At 46.7% G+C, this 17,896-nt stretch carries 18 protein-coding genes; 3 read left to right on the top strand and 15 right to left on the bottom strand.

Annotation, left to right across the window (positions count from 1 at the left end):
• Positions 1 to 117: 117 nt before the first annotated feature.
• The 11 genes from ACEN86_RS10355 to selD form a co-directional block, all read right to left on the bottom strand.
• Entirely contained in the window at positions 118 to 1,773 is a 1,656-nt protein-coding gene (locus ACEN86_RS10355) for an FAD-dependent oxidoreductase (RefSeq protein ID WP_495630563.1), read from the bottom strand.
• A 28-nt stretch (positions 1,774 to 1,801) separates the two neighbouring features.
• Positions 1,802 to 2,173 carry a rhodanese-like domain-containing protein gene (locus ACEN86_RS10350; RefSeq protein ID WP_495630562.1) on the bottom strand — a complete coding sequence of 124 codons (372 nt, stop codon included), beginning with the start codon at positions 2,171 to 2,173 and terminating at the stop codon, positions 1,802 to 1,804.
• Between the two features lie 31 nt (positions 2,174 to 2,204).
• Positions 2,205 to 2,522: a rhodanese-like domain-containing protein gene (locus ACEN86_RS10345; protein ID WP_495630561.1), complete on the bottom strand. Its 318-nt coding sequence runs from the start codon at positions 2,520 to 2,522 to the stop codon at positions 2,205 to 2,207.
• 77 nt (positions 2,523 to 2,599) lie between these two features.
• Positions 2,600 to 3,388, bottom strand: coding sequence for a sulfite exporter TauE/SafE family protein (locus ACEN86_RS10340; protein ID WP_495630560.1), 789 nt, complete (start codon positions 3,386 to 3,388; stop codon positions 2,600 to 2,602).
• 54 nt (positions 3,389 to 3,442) lie between these two features.
• Positions 3,443 to 3,673, bottom strand: a complete 231-nt coding sequence (locus tag ACEN86_RS10335) for a sulfurtransferase TusA family protein (RefSeq protein ID WP_495630559.1) — start codon at positions 3,671 to 3,673, stop codon at positions 3,443 to 3,445.
• A gap of 15 nt (positions 3,674 to 3,688) precedes the next feature.
• On the bottom strand, positions 3,689 to 4,837 hold the full coding sequence (locus tag ACEN86_RS10330) for an MBL fold metallo-hydrolase (protein WP_495630558.1): 1,149 nt from the start codon (positions 4,835 to 4,837) through the stop codon (positions 3,689 to 3,691).
• An 18-nt stretch (positions 4,838 to 4,855) separates the two neighbouring features.
• Positions 4,856 to 5,251 (bottom strand): DsrE/DsrF/DrsH-like family protein, encoded by a 396-nt coding sequence (locus tag ACEN86_RS10325; RefSeq protein WP_495630557.1) that lies wholly within the window; start codon positions 5,249 to 5,251, stop codon positions 4,856 to 4,858.
• A gap of 33 nt (positions 5,252 to 5,284) precedes the next feature.
• A complete protein-coding gene (locus ACEN86_RS10320; RefSeq protein ID WP_495634274.1) occupies positions 5,285 to 5,836 on the bottom strand; it encodes a sulfurtransferase TusA family protein in 552 nt (183 codons plus the stop codon).
• 294 nt (positions 5,837 to 6,130) lie between these two features.
• On the bottom strand, positions 6,131 to 7,390 hold the full coding sequence (locus tag ACEN86_RS10315; protein ID WP_495630556.1) for a M48 family metallopeptidase: 1,260 nt from the start codon (positions 7,388 to 7,390) through the stop codon (positions 6,131 to 6,133).
• A gap of 172 nt (positions 7,391 to 7,562) precedes the next feature.
• Positions 7,563 to 8,600 (bottom strand): tRNA 2-selenouridine(34) synthase MnmH, encoded by a 1,038-nt coding sequence (gene mnmH / locus ACEN86_RS10310; RefSeq protein ID WP_495630555.1) that lies wholly within the window; start codon positions 8,598 to 8,600, stop codon positions 7,563 to 7,565.
• Positions 8,601 to 8,632: 32 nt separating this feature from the next.
• Positions 8,633 to 9,685: a selenide, water dikinase SelD gene (gene selD, locus ACEN86_RS10305; RefSeq protein WP_495630554.1), complete on the bottom strand. Its 1,053-nt coding sequence runs from the start codon at positions 9,683 to 9,685 to the stop codon at positions 8,633 to 8,635.
• 179 nt (positions 9,686 to 9,864) lie between these two features.
• Here selD and ACEN86_RS10300 point away from each other — a divergent pair, with 179 nt between their 5' ends.
• Entirely contained in the window at positions 9,865 to 10,944 is a 1,080-nt protein-coding gene (locus ACEN86_RS10300; protein WP_495630553.1) for a permease, read from the top strand.
• A gap of 75 nt (positions 10,945 to 11,019) precedes the next feature.
• On the opposite strand, the gene ACEN86_RS10295 is transcribed toward ACEN86_RS10300, so the two are convergent.
• The 3 genes from ACEN86_RS10295 to ACEN86_RS10285 form a co-directional block, all read right to left on the bottom strand.
• Complete coding sequence (locus ACEN86_RS10295) at positions 11,020 to 12,909, bottom strand: hypothetical protein (RefSeq protein ID WP_495630552.1); 1,890 nt, start codon at positions 12,907 to 12,909, stop codon at positions 11,020 to 11,022.
• A gap of 228 nt (positions 12,910 to 13,137) precedes the next feature.
• A complete protein-coding gene (locus ACEN86_RS10290; RefSeq protein WP_495630551.1) occupies positions 13,138 to 14,220 on the bottom strand; it encodes an AI-2E family transporter in 1,083 nt (360 codons plus the stop codon).
• 40 nt (positions 14,221 to 14,260) lie between these two features.
• Positions 14,261 to 14,509, bottom strand: coding sequence for a hypothetical protein (locus tag ACEN86_RS10285; RefSeq protein ID WP_495634273.1), 249 nt, complete (start codon positions 14,507 to 14,509; stop codon positions 14,261 to 14,263).
• A 416-nt stretch (positions 14,510 to 14,925) separates the two neighbouring features.
• Here ACEN86_RS10285 and ACEN86_RS10280 point away from each other — a divergent pair, with 416 nt between their 5' ends.
• Positions 14,926 to 15,459, top strand: coding sequence for a PadR family transcriptional regulator (locus tag ACEN86_RS10280; RefSeq protein ID WP_495630550.1), 534 nt, complete (start codon positions 14,926 to 14,928; stop codon positions 15,457 to 15,459).
• 98 nt (positions 15,460 to 15,557) lie between these two features.
• On the top strand, positions 15,558 to 16,790 hold the full coding sequence (locus ACEN86_RS10275) for an aminopeptidase (protein WP_495630549.1): 1,233 nt from the start codon (positions 15,558 to 15,560) through the stop codon (positions 16,788 to 16,790).
• A gap of 74 nt (positions 16,791 to 16,864) precedes the next feature.
• Here ACEN86_RS10275 and ACEN86_RS10270 read toward each other — a convergent pair whose 3' ends face one another.
• Positions 16,865 to 17,860, bottom strand: coding sequence for a histidinol-phosphatase HisJ family protein (locus ACEN86_RS10270; RefSeq protein ID WP_495630548.1), 996 nt, complete (start codon positions 17,858 to 17,860; stop codon positions 16,865 to 16,867).
• Positions 17,861 to 17,896: the final 36 nt, after the last annotated feature.

Genomic DNA, 17,896 nt, shown 5'->3' with positions numbered 1-17,896 from the left:
ATATAAGCGAAATTGGAATAATGCTCACAAAAAATAGAACGAAAGGTTAGCGTATAACCTATCGTTCTATTAAAATTTATGATAACCTGCAGTTTGAATTTAAGTGAGCTGGGCTGTCTACTCAGTAGGTTTGAACTTTGACATCGAATAGCTCTTGTATCCGCCGGTTAAGTTCTTCACACGGAACCCCTTCTGTGCAAGTATCCTCGAAGAGATATATCCTCTCATTCCTACCGCACAATAAGCATAGATCTCCTTGTTACGATCGATTTCCCCGTGTCTCTCACGAAGCTCGTCGACAGGAATATGCAGTGCTCCCTCAATATGCCCTTGATCATATTCAGCCTTCGTCCTAACATCCAGGAGAATCTGCTGCTCGGGATCGAAGTTCTCCAGATCTTGCAGCGTCACCACCTCGCTCCGTCCGCTCAGTACATTCTGAGCCAAGTAACCTGCCATGTTCACAGGGTCCTTGGCAGAGGAGAATGGAGGCGCATACGTAAGTTCAAGCTCTGCAAGGTCATTAACGGTACCCTTCAACCTAAGGACGGTGGCGATCACGTCGATTCGCTTATCTACCCCCTCCTGGCCAAATGCCTGGGCGCCAAGAATCATTCCCTCATCGTTGAATAAGAGCTTCAGGGCAATCGGCTTGGCCCCAGGATAATAAGTTGCGTGAGAGCTTGGGTGAACATTGACTGAACGATACGGAATATTCAATTTCGTGAGCGTGCGTTCATTACTCCCCGTACTTGCTCCGGTAAGCCCAAAAATCTTGATGATGGAAGTACCTTGGGTCCCTCTATAAACGGAGGGGAGTCCACAGATGTGATCGGCTGCGATACGCCCCTGCTTGTTAGCGGGTCCGGCAAGTGGAATCGCCGCTTGTTGTCCGGACACAAAGTCCTTGATCTCAACGGCATCACCAACCGCATATACACCGTCACAGGTGGTCTGCATGGATTCATTTACTTGAATATGACCCCTTGTTCCCAGCTTAATTCCCGATTCTCTCAAAAATCCGGTATCAGGAACCACACCGATCGCAAGGATGATCATGTCCGCATGAATTTCCCTTCCGCTTTGCAGGGCAACTGTAATTCCTTCTTCCTGCTCTTTGAAAGAGTTAACGCCGTCACCAAGAAGAAGGCGAACCCCGTTGTCTTGAAGCTCTTTCTCAGCAAATGTTACCATATCCGAGTCAAAAGGAGCTAGAATATGCGGCGCTGCTTCGACCATCGTTACTTCGAGTCCGCGGTGCCGGAGGTTCTCCGCCATCTCCACTCCGATATAACCTCCGCCTATGACAACCGCACGCTGAATACCTTCCCGGTCAACATGAGCTTTGATGCGATCTGTATCCGGGACATTTCTCAATGTGAAGATCAAGCTGCTTTCGATTCCCGGGATCGGAGGTTTCAACGGCTTCGCTCCGGGTGACAGGATCAAGAAATCATAGCTCTCCTCGTAGATGCCTTTCTCCATGCTTGTAACGGTAACTGTCTTCTTATCCGTATGATTCCCCGTTACTTCACTATGAACACGAACATCGATATTAAAGCGGGCCTGCATGCTCTTCGGAGTCTGTACCATAAGCTTAGTACGATCTTGAATAGTGTCTCCGATATAATAGGGTAGACCGCAATTTGCAAAAGAGATATGTTCATCCCTTTCAAACATAATAATTTCCGCTTCTTCATCCAGGCGTCTTAGCCTGGCAGCAGCTGAAGCACCTCCAGCCACGCCGCCTACGATAAGAACTTTCTTTTTCATTGGGAGTCACCCTTCTTGAATTGAAGTATTAGTTCTGGGTTGGGCCGTTCCAGGCCATCATTCCGCCTTTTAAATCCGCAACATCGGTATAACCATGACGTCCAAGAATCTTGGCGGCTTGTCTGCTTCGCATTCCGCTTTGACAGTATAAATATACAGGCCGATCCTTAGAGATCTCGGTCATCCGCTGCTGAAGCTGGCTTAGGGGGATATTTACAGCTCCCTTAATATGACCCCTCTTATATTCATGAACCTCCCGGATGTCAAACACCTTACTGCCATTCGATTCGTTCAGGAATTGGTCTGAGGATAAGGAGCGCAGTCCTTTTACAGAAGCAAATTGTCTATATAGCATCCACAATAATATTAAGAATAGTAAAATATATAAACCGTAATTCATATTACCTTCACCTGCCGGCTATTTATTGTTATCAGTCTCGAACCAGATCGCTGTTCCACTCATTTAATCCACCGGTCATGTTAACCACTTTAAAACCTTTTTCATGCAGCAGTTCACAAGCCAGACCACTGCGATTACCGCTGCGGCACATCACTATGATCTCCTGCGCGGGATCCAGCTCATCCAGACGTTCGATTAACATGCCAACCGGGATATGTCTTGCACCTTCAACGTGTCCCTCGTTCCACTCGGCGGGTTCCCGGACATCTAACATATTAAGCTTTTTGCCCTGCTGTAGTTGCTGCGCTACTTCTTGTGGTGTAATTGCTTTCGGTATTTGAAAAGCCATTTTATCATCTCTCCTTGGTCTTGTTGGGATTAGTATGGGAATATAAGCGCTGTCTATTATTAATCAATGTACAATTATCATAGAATTGAAGACCAAATCTTTACAGCCGTTAGGGCAATTAGTACGACTAATCCATATCTAAGCAGCTTAACATTCATCTTGGCACTTACAAGGGACCCCAGTGGAGCCCCAATCAAGCTACCAATAACGGTGAATACAATGGGCCATATAGGAATCGGTCCTCCTGCAACCTTGCCGATCACTCCACCAATGGCCGAGACAAATACAATGGCGAGCGATGAAGCAATCGTCGTTCTTGTGGGAATATGAAGAATAGTGAGCATGATGGGGATTAGAATAAAAGCTCCTCCTGCGCCCACGATACCCGATACGATTCCAACCAAGAACGCAGACAGCATGGCTATCCATGTATTGAAGTGAAGATCTGCCTTATATTCTTCCGTTCCTTTACTTGGAATGAGCATGAGAATTACGGCCACAACCGCCAAGATTCCATACACCAGATTAATGACGCCGCTGTCTAGCAGACCTGAGACCAAACCGCCAATTAGACTGCCAGCCAAAATACTGCTTCCCATGTATATGACAAGTCTCTTATTAACATATGAAGTACCTGTCTTGCTTCGCTTCCAATAAGCGATCACACCGGCAAATGAAGCAAATAAGACCTGAAACATGCTGATGGCAGAAACTTCGTGTGCGTTGAAGTAGGCAGCTCCCAAGGCCGAGGGCACATACAGCAGCAGCGGGTAATTAATAATGGCGCCGCCTATTCCAAGCAGGCCTGAGAAGAATGAACCGACCAGGCCCAGAACGATCATCAGGAATATAAGCACGGGATCCAAACTCCTCCTTTCTGAGCCTATTTATTGTACACGCTGTGTTCGCTGAATCTATTATTACTGTTCCTTCTTCACGTAAAATTTAAAGGTTCCGTTCTCTTCTTCGGACTTTAGAAGTACATGCTTCGTCTGCTTTACCCAAGCCTGGAAATCGTTCACTGAACCTTTATCCGTTGAATGTACTTCCATCACTTGTCCCGGCTCTAGTCCGTCCAGGGCTTTCTTGGCTTTGACAATTGGCATGGGGCATGCCATTCCTTTAGTATCCACTACAATATCTGTTCTCATCTGTATAGCCTCCTCTTATTTATCGTGTACAGCGCAGCGATTCGGACCAATCTCCATTTCACGCTGCTCTTCTTCACTCGGTGTGATTCTTCCCATATTGGTCTGACGAATTTCCTGATAGGCATTGGGCTGTGGCGGAAGATTCTCGGTGACTGTACGCCGGAACTCATCCTCCTGCTGGATGTTCAGTCCTGGATTGTTATGATACAGGTCCGCCAGCTTCGCCATTACCCTGCCGCCTTCTCCAAGCTCGGTTACTTTCCCGAAGTGTGCTGGCAGAACAATTAGATCCTGAGAAAGCCCTTTGTAACGGCTATAGAGCGTCTGTCTTAGATCACCAACCCAGTCCTCCGCCTTGCCCGCCAGATCTGGGCGTCCAATCGATTCAATGAAGAGAATGTCCCCTGTAAGCAAATACTGATCATCCACTATGAAAGAAGTGCTCCCGATCGTATGCCCAGGCGAATAAATCGGCTGAATCCGGATAGTTGTACTGCCGACTGAAATATCCCGTCCCTCTTCAAGCTTCTCGTACTTGAAGGTGACTTCCTCCGCATCCTTGGGCGGTAACCAGTAAGTCGCACCGGTTCGCTCCGCTAGTGTACGACCACCGGAGATATGATAAGCATGCAGGTGGGTATCAAGTGTATGCTTAATTTGGGCTCCCTGCTCTTTGGCAAATTGATCGAACTCGTGAGTCATCCGAAGCGTATCGATTACAGCGGCTTCCCCTTTCGATATCACCATGTAAGACAAGCATCCTTTACCGATCCGAACGAACTGGTACAAAGCGCCCCCGCCATTTAGTTCACCGATCTTGACGGGTTCCAAATGCTCACTCCATGCCTTCATACCGCCTTGAAGGTAATGCACCTGAGTTCGGCCCGCCTCGGCGATCTGCTCGGCAACAAATTTGGAAGAACCTTCTTTTGCACAGACTACAAGCAGCGGAGTACCCTCTGGAATTTGATCAAGAGCCTGATCCACTCCGTCCAGGAGATCAAAGTAAGGGATGTTGATAATCTCAATACTCTCGCCTTCGATCTTCCAATCACTGAAGTCATTTTCGTTACGCACATCAAGGATAAATAGCTTTTCTTTCGCCAAGACCTTGCGTGTGAGTTCCTTGGCCGTCATCATCGCTAGACTAGTTGTAGAGTTCATCGTCTGTTGCTCCTTTGGTTAGAATGTCAAGCTCACATTAGCATCCTTTGCAAAATCGAGGAAAGTCACGGCACCGCCTACTTCGATTCCTTCGATAAAGTCTTCTTTCTGCAGATTCATCACATCCATCGTCATCTGACAGGCGATAATCTTAACACCAAGCTCTTGTGCCATTTCAACGAGCTGGGGAATGGTCGGAATATTCGCCTTCTTGAAGCCTTCCGCGAAATGTTCGGCACCTGCCGGCAGAGGCAGACTGTGGTGTGCCTGTTTATGAATCAGATTCAGACCTTCAAAAGTGAAGAAAATGGCTACTTCAGCCTCAGTCGCCGCGGATGCCGTCGCGATATTAAATACTTTATAAGCGTCGAATAATCCACCGTTGCTTGCAATGATTGCTACTTTTGTACTCATGTATATAACCTCCGTTTATTGTGTGAGTTAAGATTAATTCTGCTCCGTTGCTCCAGCCCATCCCGACATGCCGGGTTCCACGTTCTTCACCTGCTTGAAGCCTTTCTCCGCAAGCAGCTGGCAGGCCAGGTCGCTGCGACTTCCTGTACGGCATACAACATAAATTTCATCTTCCTTGTTCAGCTCATTCATTCGGTTCTCCAGTTCTCCTAGAGGAATCGAAATAGCTCCTTTAATTCGGTGGAAAGCATATTCAGCAGGCTCGCGAACATCTATTACAGTTATCTCGCCCTGTGAGGCCAACTTTCTCTCTAGCTCATCATTAGCAACAATATGAGGATGTTTCTTCTCCTCTTTCGCTTCATTCGGTCTGGCTTTGCGGATGTAATGTTTAAGAACATCCCCTTCCTCGACCGTACCGAGGTAATAGTGGCCGGTGTTTTTGGACCAGCCTTGAATATCTGCAAGAGAACCTTTATCTGTAGCTTGAACTTCAATGACTTGACCGGCTTCAAGCTGATCCATTGCCTTTTTGGTTTTCACAATGGGCATAGGACATGCCAATCCTTTACAATCAAGCGTCATATTAGCTTTAATATCTGCCACTTCTAGAACCTCCTTTGGGATGGGTATTACTAGCCTGCCCAAGATGGGCTTAGCTTACGTCGTGTTGATCCTAGAGAATAATTTGAGATGAGGTATCGATCAACTCGGTACGTATACCCCTATAGGTATATTATAAGTTGACGAGGTTTTTGTCAACATGGATCATTCCATGTATCTGTCAAGCTAAGATCAAAGGATGAATGAAACCGAAAAATCCCCTTGAAGCAGCAGCAATAGGATGCTGCTTCAAGGGGATCAAAGCCGGATGATCGCTTATTCATATGAATCATACAATAAGGCTCGATAATCATCGAGCATTCCTGTCTCCCACTCCAATTCTAGGGATCGGAACTCTTCTTCCATTTGTCGTAGAAGTATCTGGGGAATAATAGGCGCATCAGTTGTTGATTTCTCCGATATGTACGACAAACGATAACGGGTTGGTGGATGTGTTGCGTCAATCCGATTTTGCCCAATCTCTGTAAGCTGCTTGATGCGTTCCGTTTCTTTGTCAGGTACTGCCTGAATACGGGAACGGAAATCTTCAAATAGATTTTTTGAGTATCTATATTTTGCAATGGCTTCCCAGGTTTTGAAAAAGGTCGGATGATAATTAAGCTTTCTCAAAGCAGATACAGCAAAAGTCCTGCCAGCTACGGATGCGGCTGCGTAATCGGCGTAATATTCCGCTCGTTGGGAATCTTTCCAGACCGCAAGTCCCATAGCATACCATGCAAGCAGTATAGGATAAGATAATCCTTTACGAATCCAAAACTGGATATTATGAAGGAAAGAAATTAGTATGGAATAGTCCGTTTTGGGATTAATGGCCATGTAAAGCCTCCCAATAGCAAGCTGGACTCCTGCAAGATACGAACTGCGTGTTATATCCTTATTGGCATGATGACCCATTTCATGCCCTAGAATAGCCAGTTTTTCTTCCGGAGTGAGAGAAGCAAAAAAGGGAAGCCCGATCGTCAGCATTCTTTTTCGGCTGATACCCGAAATTGAATAACTGGCATTATAATCACTGCAAATGACGATTCCGTCAATGGTGGTAGCTCCAAGGAATGCAGCAGTCTGGTCTACTACTTCATAGAGGGCTGGGTATTGCTTTCGTTGTAGTTGAGGTGCCCTGATACGTTGTACATTTGGTATTATCACATAGGTAATTCCGGCAAGAAGGATACCAACAATCAATCCGCCTAATGTATGATAGAGATAGAATACTCTAATGGTCTCATAAATGAGCCATATTACCATCACGTACCATAAGGTTGCAAAGCCATAAGCAACAAGGCGTAAAGGCGACATATGAAATTCCTTTTGCGTTTCTTCTCGCACCTCTTCATAAATGGAGGTATTAATCTTGGAACCCATACGTTTATTAATTTGATCCCACAAGCGGTTCTCATACCCATAATCAAGCTCTGGATCGATATTCCAGTGGCAGCTGTCGCACCATGTTATGAACCCTGGATGAACAAGCAGGGCCCTACCGCAAATCGGGCATATTTCTTCTTTCTCAGACACAAAGCCACCTCATTACAATAGTAAAATCATAGCAAATATTCGATAACCTATCCCGGTTTTCCTGCTTGACCAGAACGTGATCTAGACAATGACAACTATTCGTTATACACATCAAAAAGCCCCTACCATAGCCTACTTCTATGGACAGGGGCAATTTAATTTAAGGAGGATGCTATATATCCTGACTGGCCAAATAGTTAATCACGGCTGCTTCAGCTTCATCCAAGTTGTTCACGGTAAATGAAACCTTGCTGACATCTTCATACTGCTGTGAGGTAAAGTCATATTTGGGATCATAATAATACTCCAGCATCAGTCTTACTGCCTCGGCGAAAAGATCCGCATGCAGGCAGCGGTCAATCTCAGCGGCAATCGGGACATGAATACGTGACTTAATTCTTTGGAAAGAAGCAATATACTGCGCTTTGAATTGCTCTGGCTGATAATCCTGCAAAATTTGCTGTACTCTCGCCTCAATCGGCATTTCAATCCAGATTTGTACTCCGGTCTCCTTCTGATGGGCCAGGAAGTTAGGCATAACGACCTTGCCAATTCTCTTGCTTTCCGCTTCGAACAGGACATAAGAAGAGTCATTCAGCTTAATCAGTTCCTCAAGCAGCTGGCTGTCAAAGGTCTTCTGGTTATTCGACTTCATCCCGATATGTCCGAATATGGAACCCCGGTGACCTGCCAGTCCCTCCAGATCGAGCACCGGATATCCCTTCTTCTTCAGGCGGTGCAGCAGGTTGGTTTTGCCAGTACCCGTATTTCCATGGATTACGAATGACTTTGGCTTAAATTCAAAGGATTCAAGCTCATCCATGACCCATTTGCGATAAGCTTTATATCCCCCCACCAGACGGTAAGCGTGGATATCCATCAACGAAAGCACTGTTGCAGTCGTGCGGCTTCGCATACCCCCCCGCCAGCAGAATACGGCCTTTTCACCCTCTATCGCTCCAAATTCTTTAATGAAGCTGGGTAACTTCGACGAAATGATCTCGAGGCCCCTGTCTTTGGCAGCTTGGACACTAGTCTGCTTATATAGAGTCCCTACTTCAGCCCGTTCCTCATCATTGAAGAAAGGGATATTTAGACTATCCGGAAATGTGGAATCTTCATATTCAGAAGGTGAACGGACATCGATCACCGTAAGCTTCTTCTTATTCTTAAGTTCTCTCAATTGCTCAAGGGAAATATCTTGGAACAATGCTGCTCACCTCTTATTTCTTCGCTGCTAATTTATGCGTTGACTTTAATTTGGCCCGGATGATCTTCTGTAACTTCACCAATAAGCGCGGCCTCTACCCCTGCAGATTTTAGCTTGTCCAGCAGCGAATCGCTTTCTTCTGGAGCAACGGAGATCAAGAGCCCTCCAGATGTTACAGCATCACATAGGATATAACGGTCGATCTGATCCATCTGATCAGGATATAGAATGCTACCTTCCAGGTGAGCGAAGTTATTCTTGGTTCCCCCAGGTACGAAGCCATTCTCAGCCAGCTCTCTAACTCTAGGCAGAACTGGAACCGATTCCTTGTGAATAATGAGTCCCAAATTGCTGCCCTTGGCCATTTCTGAAGCATGTCCGAGCAGACCAAAGCCCGTTACGTCCGTGCAGGCATGTACCTGATATGGTTCCATAATCTCTGCAGCAGTCTTGTTCAGCGTAGACATCACGGTGACTAGACGGGCAGTCTCCTCTTCGGACAGCTGGTCTTTTTTGATCGATGTAGTTAAGACGCCAACCCCGATCGGCTTCGTCAGGATCAGCTTGTCACCAGCCCGTGCCCCGGCATTTGTTCTGACTTTGTCCGGATGAACCGTTCCGGTTACAGACAGGCCGAACTTAGGCTCTTTATCATCGATGGAATGCCCGCCGACCAGGGTGGCCCCGGCTTCCTTCACTTTATCTCCTGCACCGCGAAGAATGTCCGCAAGAATGCTTTTATCCAGAACGGAAATAGGAAAGGCTACAATATTAAGAACCGTCAGCGGCTTGCCGCCCATGGCATAAATATCGCTAAGTGCATTCGCAGCCGCAATCTGACCAAAGGAATAGGGGTCATCCACAATTGGCGTGAAGAAATCCAGGGTCTGCACAAGAGCCAGATCATCGGTGAGCCGGTAGACGCCCGCATCATCACTCGTGTCGGTACCTACCAACAGATCCGGATTGGGAACTGCAGGTGGCAGCGTGCGCAGTACCTGCATCAGATCCGCGGGACCAATTTTACATCCGCAGCCCCCTTTGGAGGACAGGGAGGTTAGCTTTATATTTCCAGCTTGAGACATGAACTCAGCTCCTTAATTAATTTAATAGGTTAGGGTGTACACCTCTAACACCGAGTACACAATACCTTTTATTTTACACCAAACTACAACTATTGTACAAAAAACAAGTTACTTTATATATCTCCAAATGCTATAATTGTAACCTTGATAATTACTACAACTGGGGGGCAATCAGACATATGTCATCACATACGAACGATCATTTAATTGGAGGCAAGAAGTCGACTAACACCAGAACCATGCTGTATGTCGTCCTCTTCCTGATTATTGCAATTGCCGGACTCACTTATGTCAAGTGGTGGCCTTACTATTTCAAAGCCATTAAAGCGGCAGCCGAGCATAGTATTGGCTCATCGATTCTGACAAGTGACCAGGGAGCGGCTTCTTCCCCGTCTCTACAGTCTGCCTGGGATTATGGAGTGGTATACTTCAAGTCAGTCTGGAAGGCGGCCGTACTAGGGATACTGCTTGGTTCACTGGTACAGGTTCTGATCCCATCCAAATGGCTGCTTAAGATGCTTGGACGTACTAATTTCAAAAGCACGGCTCTCGGCGGGGTTGCCTCTCTGCCAGGGATGATGTGTACGTGCTGCGCAGCTCCGATTGCTGTAGGTTTGCGGAAAAAGAATGTCTCGGTCGGTGCAAGCTTGGCTTTCTGGATTGGAAATCCGGTACTTAATCCGGCTACCTTGATCTTCATGACCTTTGTGCTATCCTGGAAATTCACCCTGCTTCGGCTTGTATTTGGTATCCTGCTTACCTTTGCAGTAAGCTATTTCGCCAATCGATTCGCTGGCAGCACCCCTGTTCCAGATGCCGTTGACGAGGTAGTTAACGAGCCGGAAGAACCACAAGGCTCCTTCCTTAGCCTTTGGATGAGAAGTATGAGCACTATGCTTCTTACCATTGTTCCCGCTTATCTCGTTACCGTTCTTGTGCTCGGCGCAGCACGGGCCTGGATGTTCCCGGCTCTCGGTACTGGCAGTATGAACGCCATTCTGGCCGTCATCATCTTCGCAGTTGCAGGTACCTTGTTCGTTATTCCTACGGCTGCCGAAATCCCAATCATCGCAACTTTTTTGTCACTGGGCTTTGGAACGGGAGCTGCTGGGGCACTGCTGATTACTCTGCCAGCAGTCAGCCTGCCATCGATGCTGATGGTGTCCCGCTCATTTCCGCGTAAGGTCCTTTGGTTCGTCTTAGTCTCCGTTGTTTTGCTAGGTATACTATGCGGGGCTTTGAGTACTATTGTTCTTTAAGAAAGCGAAAACCCACAACCATTAGGTTGTGGGTTTTCTTCAAGCTGAGACATAAGAATTGGGATGTATAATGACTTATGGCTTTAATGCTTTCCAATACTCATAGGCGTGTACCGCGATACCTGAATAGGACTGATACTGGGTGAGCAGTGCGGGCAGCTTCGCAAGCTCTCTTTCGAGTACTGCGCTGCCTAACTGATAGAAGCTGACATAAGGCCCTTCTGTACTTACTTTAGTCTCAATTGCCAGAATGATCGGCTTGCCGAGCTCATTGCCAAAGGCAAGTTCTTCTTTGGCCATATCCGCAATTCCACCTGTGCCGGAAGCATAGTTCCGGAAGTCCATAATGGTGACATGATCCATCTTCTGAATGAACCATTTGCTGATCGAGATCCCTCCATCATTATTCACCTTATAACGATCCACCCACGCGGCCAGATCAACACTGGTCTGCAGCTTGGAGTCTTTCTTCACTTCCCCGATAAAATAATTCATGTTACCTGTCCACTCGCTGATAACTCTGTCTGTGGCCGAATACCACAATGGCAGTACCCATGGTTCAATATCGTAATGGATTCCAAAGAATCTCTCTTCGGGCTCAGCCTGCCGATTATAATCCTTCACGTAGTTAATTAACTTGGTGATTTGGGGACGATTCTCGGTAAAGGCCAGGCTCCCATTGCCTCCCATGGCGTGCACTTCTATGCCTGCATTCCAGGCTCTCTTCATAAAAGGACGATAAGCGGCGAACTTATAATCGGTATTAATGTGCAGATACAGCACATTGATACGCTTGCTCTTGGCGAAGGCAAGAACCTCATCAGGACGGTTCACTGCATCTCCCGCTTCCCAGATATAAGTCGCTCTTACTTCCGGGCTTCGGTCCAGCGGCTTGGCCTCTGGAACCATGGTGCTAGGCGCCTCTGGCGCAGGAGCAGGAACTGGTTCTGGAGCCGGTGTAGGCGCTGGTACTGGTGCCGGTGTCGGAGTTGGTTCTGGCGCTGGCACTGGTGTTGGTGCTGGTGTAGGCGCTGGTGTAGGAGTAGGCGTTGGTGCTGGTGCTGTTACCGAAGGTGGAGTAACGATATCCGCCTTCATCAGCTTCGCCCAGCTCTCTGCATCATTGATCGCTGATCCGGCATAAGAGCTCTCGGAGCTAAATTGATCATTGACCTCCCACAAAGCATCATCGACCAGTTGCGGGTCTTTCCCGTAGAAGGAAGCATCCGCGCTGCTTGGATCCTCTTTCGTATTCAATGCGACTACAATCTGCTTGCCCAAAGAATTCGCTAATTGAATTTGTGGACGTACACTTTCGATGATTCCATTCTTATCGTAGACCGCTGTCTTGTAGTCGAGAATCGTTACATGATTAAAGGATTTAATGAACCATTGCAGCGTCGTGTCGCCTCCGGGAAGCTTATCCCCTCTTAGCCAGTAAGGAAGATCAATACCGAGCTCTACTCCAGGCAGCTTTGAAGCTGACGCCGTAATGAAGCTCTGAAGATTAGCCCGCCAGGAAGTTGTGACAGCACCAGGGTCAGTACTCCACTGTGCCAGGGAGTAGGGTTCAATCCGAAGATGAATCCCCTTCAGCTTCTGATCAGCCGGTGCCTGAAGATTGTAAGCACTCACCCAGTTAAGGAGATCCGTGTACTTAGTCTTGTTCTCCGCCAGGGCCCAATCCGGGCTTCCGTCCAGGGCGTGAACTGCAATACCTCTCTTGCTGGCATTGGCAATGAACTGCCCATACACATTGTTTGGCAGTGATTTGTTAATCTGCAAATAGACAACATTCACACCTTGCGCCATGAAATAATCTATCAGCTTGCCACCGCCATTCTCGATCAGCTCCGTCTGTTTAACCCAAGTTGCCTTTACATCATGCCTGGCTGCAAACCCCGTTAGCAGTGATGTAGTACAAATTAGAATGACAAGAGCTGTCCAAGAATACAGTCGTTTCATTATTCTCCCCCTCTTCCAAAATTAAAATGTGTGAACCGCGAAATTTATCGGCCCATGTCTCTTTTTATCGGAATTTGGCGAGTGGAACTTAACATTTTCTACAAGATAAACCTAAATTTTATTAAATTCTTTCATTTTTATGTACTTCGCCTCTTTATTCTAACTTGGTTTGCAAGCAAAATACAAATAAACCGATCACAAGGATCGGTTTATTTGACGAAATATAGGTTAATCTACGAGTTCTTCCACCTTTTCGGAAAGGAATAATTTGTAGATTCTAACTGCAACAATCTTAATAATCATGTATACGGGTATAACAAGAATCATGCCCAGTATACCGGCATATTCTCCTCCAATCAGGAGCAGGATAACGGTAGTCAGCGGATGGATATTTATGGTTTTGCCATAGATATAAGGAGCAATCAAATTCCCCTCAACCTGCTGAGCTATAATAATGATAATAAGTACCCATAATGCCATAGATGGGGATACCGTATAAGCAACAATTAGACACGGTATTGCTCCGAGAAAAGCTCCCACGTAGGGGATGAAGTTGAATAACGCGCCGATCACGGCAAGCAGAAGCGGATAAGGCAGTCCCACAATCCAGAAGCCGATAAAGCTCATTACAGCGAGGATCAAAGCACTGATAATACGGCCAGAGATAAATCCGCTAAGTGCTGCATCAATGTCACTTACAACTTGTGCACCATCACGCGCAAATCGCTTTGGCATCACTCTCACAACGGCTGGAGAGATCCGGTTATCCTCTTTGAGCATATAGTAGAGAATAATAGGAACCGTACCTATGATAACAATGAAATCACTGATGAAATTAATGAAATGAGTCATATACCCGGTAACCATTTCTACCGCACCGTTGATATACTGTGTGATTTTTGTAGAGAACTGGCTGTTACCAGCATCAATCATGGAGAAGAAACGACTCTTCTGGATAGCTGTAATATGACTTTTCACACCGTCTAGCAGGGTTGGAAGATTGCTGATGAACTCCTGCACCTGCCGCGTAAGCGGAGGCCATACCACGAAGAAGAAGATTGTGATAATTCCAGCTATGCAGAGGTAGATAAGCAGAACAGATAGCATTCTGTTTACGTTTCTCGTATCCAGGTAATGAACGATAGGCCGAAGCAGGTAATAGAGAAATCCGGAGATGGTCATCGGTACGATAAGGATCTGGACAAAGGTGACTATCGGATTAAAAATAAATTTGACTTGATGCAGCAGAAAAACAATCGTAAGCAGCATAATAATTCCCAGACAAGTCCGGAAGAACGAATTTTGCAGCAAGGAAGCGCCCCCTTTATTCATTTATTCTTGACTTGTATACTTATTCACTTTCTTCTGGCAAAGTATCCAGTGCCGCATCCAACAGGGTGTCGAACCATTCATCGTCTTCTTCAATCCGGGTATCTACGGCCAGAAGCTGATCTTCGTCACCCGATTCATGTGCGAAATGCAGGCTGTAATCCCAGTCCTTGCCCCGCTTGCTGAAGAATGTGATCTCATACTCCTCCTTGTGTCCGCTGACTTTAAATATGGTCTTGCCCAGGTAGGTGAGATCCTCCTGTCTTTCCATTACTGCGCTCACTAATTCAAGTTCCAATGTACATTCTCTCCTTCACATGTATCTACTTCACTATATTATTGTATATCCAATGTCTTACTGGCATAATCAGAAGACAGCACCAGCATGGGACAATGAATGGGTGCCCTTCTCCAAAGATGAATAAAAATTGAAGAATGTTCATGCTATATCGTATCATGTTTTAAGAGGCCATACATGCTTTTTATAGGCTCTAATGAACGTACAACTATCTACAGTTATCGATGAGGTGCTATCACTTGCAGACGGATGTCAAGATTCGCCGAACACACTCTTTACCCAAGATACTCTCATATGGTTTTGCGCTCGACAAAAGACTTGTACCGCTATCCCGAAGGGCGAATAACGATCGGATGGCCCCATTTATATTGTTAAGGAGGTAGGAACCTATGAACAGTCTAGCTTATGCCCTGCTCGCCATGCTAGTCCGCAAGCCCTGCTCAGGCTATGAATTGGCAGAAATGCTTGAAGTATTCTGGCAGGCCAAGCACAGTCAAATCTATCCGCTTCTCGCCAAGCTTGAGAGTGACGGGTATTTAACTCCGGAGAACATTGAACAGACTGGAAGACCTAACAAGAAGCTGTATCATATTACCCATGAGGGTAGACAAACCTTGAAATTATGGATGGACAAGGCCCCTTCTGTCCCGGTAAGCCGCGATGAATTTCTGATTAAGGCTTACTCCATTTCTTTGACTGATGCAGCTACGGCCCAAAGGCTGTTTGAAGACCGGCTCTCCTTCTATAAGGAGAAAGTCCTGCGCCGCGAGAAGCTAATTCAGGAGATGGAAGCCGAATATGGGACACATTTGAAGGATCAGGAGCATCAAATTTTTGGTAGATATATTGTCCATCAGCGTAAGCTGCTCATGGAACAGCAGGAAATGGCCTGGTGCCAATGGGTCCTCTCTATGATCATTTAAGCTAAAAGTTCAGGGTAGAAATGGTGAACACAATTTTCTTTATTTTCTCTTTTCCTGTAATATAGTACCTGTAACTTAATTGAATGGAGGTCAATTCCATGTCTGATTTTCAAGAGAAATTACACAAATATGCTGAACTCGCCGTCAAGGTTGGGGTGAATGTTCAACCAGGTCAAACCCTGGTAATCAACTCCACCCTTGAAGGTGCAGAGCTTGTACGACTTATTGTCGAAAAGGCCTATGAAGCAGGCGCTAGAACCGTTAAAGTGAACTGGAGTGACGACACGGTAACCCGTCTTCGCTATCAGCTTGCTGCTGAGGATTCATTCCTTGACGAGCCAAAATGGTATGCGGGAGAACTGCTTGAGCTGGTTGAGAATGGCGCTGCTATCCTTCATGTCATCTCCTCAGATCCTGACCTGCTTAAGGGAGTTGCAAGCGAACGTCTAACGAACCACCAGAAAACTTATGGCAAAGCCATGAGTAAATTCCGCCAGTATCAGCAGGCTGACAAATTCAGCTGGTCTATTGTGGCTGTACCGTCTGCCGCCTGGGCAGCTAAGGTATTCCCTGATGCACCGGCAGAGCAACAGATCGACAAGCTGTGGGAGACCATTTTCCGCACGGTCCGTGTAGATCAACCGGACACCATTAAAGCTTGGGAAGAGCACGTTGCAAGCTTGTCCCAGAAAGCCGATTATTTGAATGATAAGAGCTTCAAGAAGCTTCATTACATAGCACCTGGCACTGATCTTACCATCGAGCTTCCGGAAGGCCACCTATGGGTAGCGGCAGACAGTATAAATGAAAAGGGACACGCCTTTCTTGCGAATTTGCCGACTGAAGAGGTGTTCACAGCTCCGCTAAGAACCGGGGTGAATGGTACCGTATCAAGCACCAAGCCGCTTAGCCACAGCGGTAACATCATTGACGAATTCACCATTACCTTTGAGCAGGGACGTATTGTGGACGTCAAAGCCAAACAGGGTGAAGAGACGTTGAAGCAGCTGGTTGAGCTGGATGAGGGTTCACACTATTTGGGCGAAGTGGCCTTGGTTCCTCATGGGTCCCCTATCTCCCAGTCCAATATCCTGTTCTATAACACGCTGTTCGATGAGAATGCGTCCAATCACTTGGCCATCGGCAGTGCCTATGCCTTCAACTTGAAGGACGGCAAGGGTCTGTCTCAAGAGCAGCTGCTCGAGCGGGGCCTCAACACCAGTATTACTCATGTTGACTTTATGATGGGTTCCGGCGAGATGGATATCTTCGGAATCACAGCGGACGGTGAGAAAATTCAGCTCTTTAATAAAGGAAACTGGGCCATCTAATCCAAGCTTCTAAGCAAAAAGGATGCCTCTGTGATCTGCTGAACGGCAGATGGCGGATGGCATCCTTTTGTCTATTAATCAAGCGGCAGTGAATACCGCTGTTTGTTCTTGAAATATACGATTTCCTCATATCCAATCGATTTGGCCATGATGATGGCGTCGTCCAGAAGCGTTCCGATATCGTCCGGAAAATGGGCGTCAGAACTCAAAGTTACGGGAACACCATGCCGGTGAAGTACCCTTAGAAAATTCGGACTTGGGCACATTTCCTTAACCGGATAGCGATAAGCAAGACCTGTATTGATTTCGGAAGCTACTCCGGCACTGGCGAGTGCCGAGGCCACCGCATCATACCAACCCAGCAGATCACCCTCCGAAGGGCGAAAGCCAAATACCTTCAGATTATCCAGATGTGCAATGATATGAAACAGACCACAGTTCACAGCCTTAATCACATTTTCGAAATGCTGGGCATATAGATCTTTCAACTGATGGGTCTTAAAAAGATGCTGGGTCTCCGGGTTATCAAATCCCCAGCCGTCTACGAAATGTACAGAACCAATAACATAATCGAAGTTATAGGAAGAAAGCAGCTTCCCAAGCTCCTCTTCCCCATTCTCGAAATAGTCAGCTTCAACTCCGATCGAGAGACTTCCATAGAAGCGAGCGACATTACGAACTCCGTCCAAATACTCCTGAATAGAATACACACATACTTTGTCGAGCCACGCCTGCTGCAGCTGTCCAAGCGGACTGTCATCCATTAACATATGTTTCTCGTAGTAAGGCTTGAATTCAGTAAATCTGTACAAATGATCCACTACTCCGAACCGGTCAATTCCCTGCTTCGTTCCCTGCTCGATATATTTCGTGATCCAGCGCTCGGAGAAGCAGCCTTCTTCCATCCGCCTGGTCAGTCCGCGGACCACGGATTCTGCCGACTCCAAGCTGTCTTTCAGTCCAGCAGCCTCCGGCGTTCTCCTAGTACGCTGCAAAGCAAGACTGGTTCGCTGAAGCCAGTTCAGCGTGTAAGGTCCTTCTTCCAAGTGAAAATGAAAATCTACCTTCACATCAGTTCCCTCCCGGATGCTAGATAAGTTGATACT

It is taken from the genome of Paenibacillus sp. Paensp111, from assembly GCF_059492195.1.
Note: the sequence above shows the minus strand (reverse complement) of the source record. Positions and strands in the feature narration are given on the sequence as shown.

Coding starts and splice junctions, on each gene's coding strand:
- ACEN86_RS10275 (WP_495630549.1), top strand. CDS start 15,558: ATGTCTGATTTTCAAGAGAAATTACACAAATATGCTGAACTCGCCGTC.
- ACEN86_RS10300 (WP_495630553.1), top strand. CDS start 9,865: ATGTCATCACATACGAACGATCATTTAATTGGAGGCAAGAAGTCGACT.
- ACEN86_RS10335 (WP_495630559.1), bottom strand. CDS start 3,673: ATGAGAACAGATATTGTAGTGGATACTAAAGGAATGGCATGCCCCATG.
- ACEN86_RS10325 (WP_495630557.1), bottom strand. CDS start 5,251: ATGAGTACAAAAGTAGCAATCATTGCAAGCAACGGTGGATTATTCGAC.
- ACEN86_RS10350 (WP_495630562.1), bottom strand. CDS start 2,173: ATGAATTACGGTTTATATATTTTACTATTCTTAATATTATTGTGGATG.
- selD (WP_495630554.1), bottom strand. CDS start 9,685: ATGTCTCAAGCTGGAAATATAAAGCTAACCTCCCTGTCCTCCAAAGGG.
- ACEN86_RS10285 (WP_495634273.1), bottom strand. CDS start 14,509: ATGGAAAGACAGGAGGATCTCACCTACCTGGGCAAGACCATATTTAAA.
- ACEN86_RS10280 (WP_495630550.1), top strand. CDS start 14,926: ATGAACAGTCTAGCTTATGCCCTGCTCGCCATGCTAGTCCGCAAGCCC.
- ACEN86_RS10330 (WP_495630558.1), bottom strand. CDS start 4,837: ATGAACTCTACAACTAGTCTAGCGATGATGACGGCCAAGGAACTCACA.
- ACEN86_RS10295 (WP_495630552.1), bottom strand. CDS start 12,909: ATGAAACGACTGTATTCTTGGACAGCTCTTGTCATTCTAATTTGTACT.
- ACEN86_RS10320 (WP_495634274.1), bottom strand. CDS start 5,836: ATGACGCTTGATTGTAAAGGATTGGCATGTCCTATGCCCATTGTGAAA.
- ACEN86_RS10345 (WP_495630561.1), bottom strand. CDS start 2,522: ATGGCTTTTCAAATACCGAAAGCAATTACACCACAAGAAGTAGCGCAG.
- ACEN86_RS10355 (WP_495630563.1), bottom strand. CDS start 1,773: ATGAAAAAGAAAGTTCTTATCGTAGGCGGCGTGGCTGGAGGTGCTTCA.